The 5,629-nt window shown below is 59.2% G+C and carries 3 protein-coding genes and 2 pseudogenes; 3 read left to right on the top strand and 2 right to left on the bottom strand.

Features of this window, described 5'->3' with window-relative positions; all coding sequences use genetic code 11:
- Window positions 1–380 precede the first annotated feature (380 nt).
- Window positions 381–638: pseudogene (locus FXV83_RS21460) on the top strand (transposase); the annotation flags it as partial.
- Window positions 639–640: 2 nt separating this feature from the next.
- On the opposite strand, the gene FXV83_RS21455 reads toward FXV83_RS21460, so the two are convergent.
- The gene (locus FXV83_RS21455) at window positions 641–2,023 is read right to left on the bottom strand and encodes an IS110 family RNA-guided transposase (protein WP_148741385.1); all 1,383 of its coding nucleotides are present in this window, start codon (window positions 2,021–2,023) and stop codon (window positions 641–643) included.
- A gap of 228 nt (window positions 2,024–2,251) precedes the next feature.
- On the opposite strand from FXV83_RS21455, the pseudogene FXV83_RS21450 reads away from it, so the two are divergent.
- Window positions 2,252–3,127: pseudogene (locus FXV83_RS21450) on the top strand (IS3 family transposase); the annotation flags it as partial.
- Window positions 3,128–3,252: 125 nt separating this feature from the next.
- Here FXV83_RS21450 and FXV83_RS21445 read toward each other — a convergent pair.
- Window positions 3,253–4,437, bottom strand: coding sequence for a Fic family protein (locus FXV83_RS21445; RefSeq protein WP_148741384.1), 1,185 nt, complete (start codon window positions 4,435–4,437; stop codon window positions 3,253–3,255).
- Window positions 4,438–5,409: 972 nt separating this feature from the next.
- Here FXV83_RS21445 and FXV83_RS21440 point away from each other — a divergent pair.
- On the top strand, window positions 5,410–5,629 hold a 220-nt coding region (locus tag FXV83_RS21440), incomplete at its 3' end, for a hypothetical protein (protein ID WP_210250743.1).

Genomic DNA, 5,629 nt, shown 5'->3' with positions numbered 1-5,629 from the left:
GTCGAAGCGGTGAGCAAAAAATATTCTTCGGATGAGATTGCGCAGTCATTTGGTACGTCCGCTGAATTGGTCGAATACAGAATCAAGCGGCTCGGTCTTTGGCGTGAACACATCGGCAAGCAAATTAAGTTGTCTTCCGACTAGCCGGATCTGCTGCTGACTCGTAGCTTCAGCGTGTTTTTAAACTTCTATGATTACCATCGAACGTTCTACGCTGACGTGATATTTGAGAACGGTGACGATCATATCGTCCAGCTTTTTGACCTCCTCAGTTAAGCGCTTTGTGGCTCTCAGAGCCGGCACCGCAAATTTGAACAGGTCGGTAAGTGGAGTTTCTGCCTGACAGCGGGCACGCTGGTGCCTGCGAATCAGGAGCGACGATGAGCAGACGAGCACGCCGAAACCACACACCGGCCTTCAAGGCGAAGGTGGCGCTTGCCGCCGTCAAGGGCGACCGGACGATAGCTCAGCTTGCCGAGCAGTTCGACGTCCACCCCAATCAGATTACGGCGTGGAAGGCGCAGCTGGAGGGTGGCGCTTCCGGAGTTTTTGGACCTGGCGGCGCTGCGCCGGCCACGCCTGCGATCGATGTGAAGTCGCTGCATGCCAAGATCGGGGAGCTGACGCTGGAGAACGATTCCTAAGAAACGGCGTCTTCCGGTGTCGGCTCAATAGGCCGGAGAACAAATCCGAAAGATTTGGCGCGTCGATGTAGATTGTCGATCACCCGTGACCGATAACGCGTCTCGTAGAACGACGCGCCAGGATCAACGTACTCCATTCCGTGACGCACGGCGTTGTAGAACAGCACGGCGATCTTGCGTGCCGTGGCGGTCACCGCCTTGGCCTTGCCGATGCGCGCCGAAAGCCGCCGGTAGAATGCGCCCAACGCGGTATCGGTGCGTCCAACAGTTACGGCGGAAAGGCGCAGGAGCGCCGCTGCCCGACTGCCGCAACGGCGTGTTCGAGAGGACAGAACCTTCCCGCCGGAGATCTTGTTGTTCGGCGCCAAGCCTAGCCATGAGGTGAAGTGTTTTGCACTCCCCCAGGCGGAGAGGTCGTCGCCGCACTCGGCGATCAGCTTCAGCGAGAGGTAGGAACCGAGACCGTCGATCTGGGTGATGTCTTTTCCGAGCAACGCGAACAGCGCCTCGCGGACGTCGAAAGCTAGAGCGTTCGCCTGATCGGATCGATTCCGACGCCGCGAGGCCCGCGGCGCTGATCCATGGCCATGACCGCGATGGACGATCAGTGCCTTCAACACGGCTTCGATCCGGGCGTCGCAGGCCGATACCTTTTCGTGATAAGCGTCGTAGAGGGCGAGTGCCTGCTCCAGCGCGAACAGGTGCTCGGCGCGGTAGCTCCCGGTGAGCGCCTTTTCGATGGTCTCCGCACTGGCGTGACACCGATAATCACGCAAGCATGCCAGTACCTTGGGGTCATGTTCGCCAGCGAGGATCGCGCGGATGATCCGCAGACCAGTCGCGCCAGCGATGTCGGCGACGACGTGGTGGAGTTGGAGATTCATCTCTATCAACGCCTTCTGCATGTGCTGGATATGAGAGGCCGCGTACTCGAGCAGACGCTCGCGCTGACGTACGTATGCTCGCAGCTCGGCAATCTGGTCTTTGGGCCGGAAACTGGCACGCAGCAGACCGTAAGAATGAAGCCGCTGTAGCCACTGCGCATCGCTGACGTCGGTCTTGCGTCCAGGCACGTGCTTGGCATCGCGGGCATTGACGAGTAATACAATAAAGCCACGGGCATCGAGGAGCTCGAAGATCGGAATCCAATAAACGCTGGTCGATTCCATGACGACCGTCTCGACGCCGCACTCTGCGAACCAATCCACCAACTGATGTAGGTCGGTCGTGAAGGTACCGAAGCTGCGCACTGGTTCGGACGTTCGATCAGCCCTTACGGCGGCCATGTGCATGGTCGCCCCGACGTCGATGGCCGCCGCGTTCGGGTAGACCATCGGCATCTTGTGGTAGATCTTGGGTTTCGATCTCTTCTGCTTCATCTCGAATCCTCCTGTTGACGACGGCAGAAGGGCTGGGCTGCGCTATTGGTCAGATTCCTAAACGGGATCGCCGGATGGCGTCACCACTCTCAAGTGCGCAACAACCCATGGACCAGGTTTTTTAACGGGGTCACTTGCCACCAAAATCGTATCGGCCGCTCCCTTCCGGTCCGCAATCTAGCGCAGGCCCGTTTCTATCCCACAGGGGGAGCGCAGCGCCGCGCATAGTTTTTTAGAAGGAGCGCTCACCAAGGCGGGATTGCTGAGCGCAAAGCGATGATCGACCGTGAGCACGAGCTGTCGATCACCAGGCAAGCGGAGGCTTTGAACATCAGCCGCGGCAGCGTGTACTACCTGCCGCGGCCGGTGCCGGACGCCGATCTCGCGATCATGCGGCGTCTCGACCGGCTGCATCTGGAGTTTCCCTTCGCCGGCTCGCGAATGCTGAGAGGCTTGCTGGCTGCCGAGGGGTGCAAGATCGGCCGCCGGCATGTGAAGACGCTGATGCGGCGGATGGGGATAGAGGCGCTCTATCGCCGTCCGCGCACCACCAGACCCGGGCCCGGCCACAAGATCCATCCATACCTGCTGCGCGGCATGGAGATCAGGCGACCGAACCAGGTCTGGGCGATGGACATCACCTACATCCCGATGGCGAGTGGCTTCGTCTATCTCGCCGTAGTGCTGGACTGGGCAACACGTCGTGTTTTGTCGTGGCGGCTGTCGATCACCATGGAAGCAGCCTTCTGCGTCGAGACGCTGGAGGATGCCTTGGCTCGTCACGGCAAGCCGGACATCTTCAACACGGACCAGGGCTCGCAGTTCACCGGACAGGCTTTTACCGGCGTGCTCGCCGACAACGGCATCGCGATCAGCATGGACGGCAAGGGCGCATGGCGGGACAACGTGTTTGTTGAACGGCTCTGGCGCAGCATCAAATATGAAGAGGTGTACCTGCGGGCCTATGACAGCGTCAGCGAGGCGCGCAGCTCGATCGGCCGATATCTCGACTTCTATAACAGCAGGCGTCCCCATTCGAGTCTTGACGGCGGCACGCCGGATCAAGCCTACTTCACCCCGCTGCCACTCCGCATAGCAGCCTAACCCCGGCAGAGGCTCTACCTATCGACGCGGAAACTCTGTTCAGACAACCGGGACCAGCTCTCTCGATCAAACGCGGATCATCGGACTTCATCATTTGTTGCCTTGTCGGTTGTGCCGGGGACCTCTCAAGGAAGAATCGGATCTTCACCGAACGGACGGTTGATAATCGATAGCGCATCGGGCGCGGTGAATACGCGGTTGCGGGCATAGCCGGTACGCTCCACCAGAATCTTGCGCTCGACGAGTTGGTCCACTGCCTGAGAGGCCGCCTGCACCGTGATGTCCAGAAGTTTAGCCAAGCGCTTTACGGTTAGAACTGGATAATGTGGTAACACATCGAGTGCGCGAAGGCTGGCGGAGCCCTGCCGGAATTTTCGACGTTCGCGCCACATAGCGCCAAGTGTGGCCAAGGCCTCGCGCGTCCTGAGCAGCTCGTCGGTTGTGCCGACCACTGCATCTGCCATGAACCCAACCGCTTCATGCCATTCCAGGCGTTGCTGCGCCGCCTTGAGGGAATCGTAATAGGCAGTCTTATGGGCCTCGATGTAGGGAGAGAGATATATCGGCATCATTCCCTCCGCCGCCATCATCAGCGGCAGCAGCAGACGTCCAACGCGGCCGTTGCCGTCGCGGAATGGGTGGACCGCCTCGAAATGCGCGTGCGCTACCGACATTCGAACGATGAAGCTCTGGTACATCGCCTGCATCCCCTCGCAGCGCATGTATTTCATGGTCTCTTCGAGGCAGGGCGCGATATCGGCGGGAGGCGTTGGATTGTAGGTCGAATACGCGATGTCGCCTCTGCCGCCGATCCACACCACCCGCTCTCGGAAATCGCCGGGTTTGTCCTTATAATCAGCATCGCCACGCATGACGGCGCGATGCAAATCCTGAACCAAGGCGGTCGTGAATAGCTCCAGCTTTTCTTTACGCGCGCGCGGCAGAAAATCATCGAGCGCGAGCGCGTAGTCGCGCACTTGCACCGCGGCTTCGCCCTGCGGGGAGTCTTCGCTTTCCTCAACTGACAGCAGTTCGTCGAGTGTACTATTCGTCCCTTCGATCGACGAACTGCTCACAGCCTCGCGCCGGGGCAATATACGGCTGATAAGGTAGGGGTCCTTGAGTTCCGCCGCGAGTGTCTCAATTCTGACAAGGGCCGCGTCCGCCGCCTTCAGCCGTGCGAGAGCCGGCCCCAGCGCAATCCCCTCCTCGGGCGGCGGCAGCGGAACGACCCCATAATGGGAATCGAACGGCGGCGGGAGCCTTTTCAGTCGCTCCCGGACAGCATGGCTGAGTTGGTCGCGTTTCATGGAAAACCTTGGCTACGGAGGCCCGAAATACATCCATATTAAAGGTTGTTTATGAAAACTTCAATAAAGGATCCGGAGTCAGCCCTGATTGCAGGGAATTCGACGACTTTCACCTTTCTGGCCTTGGGAACGCACCTTGAAGCGTCGCCCCGTCGGAAGCCCAAGGTCGCCTTGGGCGGCAGATGTTCTTTATTTTCTCCTTAACCGGAAAACGGAGAAACAAACGCGGTTTTTGGTTGCAGCCTCCCCAATTGTGGTGGGTTCCCCTTACAACCGTGTCCTTGAACTTACCTTTTGCGGATTGCGCCACTCGTCGAATTTCCGTCTGAAGGACATCTCTCATGTCTGCCGCAACCGCTTACGTCCTCCATGTTCCGGAGGGCCGGCGTGACATTATTCTGAGTTACGCTGAAGAAAATCGGCATGACGTCACGCGGTATGTCGCCGAACCCGTGCCTAGCTTTTCCTACGGTAGCAAAGCGTTGGTCGTGCTGGCGTGCTTTCGCGACGGCGCAATCACACACATCGCACACGGCCGAAAGGGTATTATGTCAGCGGGGACCGGCTTAGCCCGTCTCAACATGACCGAGTTGCAGAGATTGGAACGACCCCTTCCATTTGAAGAACTTGTCGACCTCGTTCCCGCAAAATTCAGAGCACCACTTCGTCGCATCCTCGGCGACGGCGGATTGCTACCGCCCAAGACGTTCGCGGCCGTGGTGGACGCATTAACGGCAAGCGATCCCGGGCTGGCGACGAGGCTGGCGCGATTTTCGGAGAACCGCGCCCGGGCCATCCGCGATCTGACATCGAAAGAAAGAGAAAATCTCGCCGTCCAAAAGGAATCCCTAGGACTTGCACTTGCGATCGCAGGGGTGCCGCGGGCTGAAATGCTCTCCTGGTCGCCGACGCCTGGAAGACCGGCTTCCTTCCTCGAAGGGCTTGCCGGGCGCACGCGTCCGCGAAGATGTGATGATCATCAAAGATTTCACATCCTTGCCCGGGTTCAACGCCATCCGCGATGCCTCCAACGTCGCGGCCATGGTCTTCAAGAATCGAAGCGATCGCCGTCAGGCACTCACGGTGATCATGGCGAACCGGACGCCCCTGGAAGAACAGACCGGCGCTGACCTGATCTACTACAACGAGACTTATGGCGCCTTCGTGCTGGTGCAATACAAGGCGATGGAAC

This window comes from Bradyrhizobium hipponense (genome assembly GCF_008123965.1).
Taxonomy (GTDB): Bacteria; Pseudomonadota; Alphaproteobacteria; order Rhizobiales; family Xanthobacteraceae; genus Bradyrhizobium; species Bradyrhizobium hipponense.
This window is presented reverse-complemented; position numbering and strand designations above follow the sequence as displayed.

Excerpts from the sequence above, each read along its gene's own strand:
- FXV83_RS21455 (WP_148741385.1), bottom strand. The coding sequence starts at position 2,023 with ATGAAGCAGAAGAGATCGAAACCCAAGATCTACCACAAGATGCCGATG.
- FXV83_RS21445 (WP_148741384.1), bottom strand. The coding sequence starts at position 4,437 with ATGAAACGCGACCAACTCAGCCATGCTGTCCGGGAGCGACTGAAAAGG.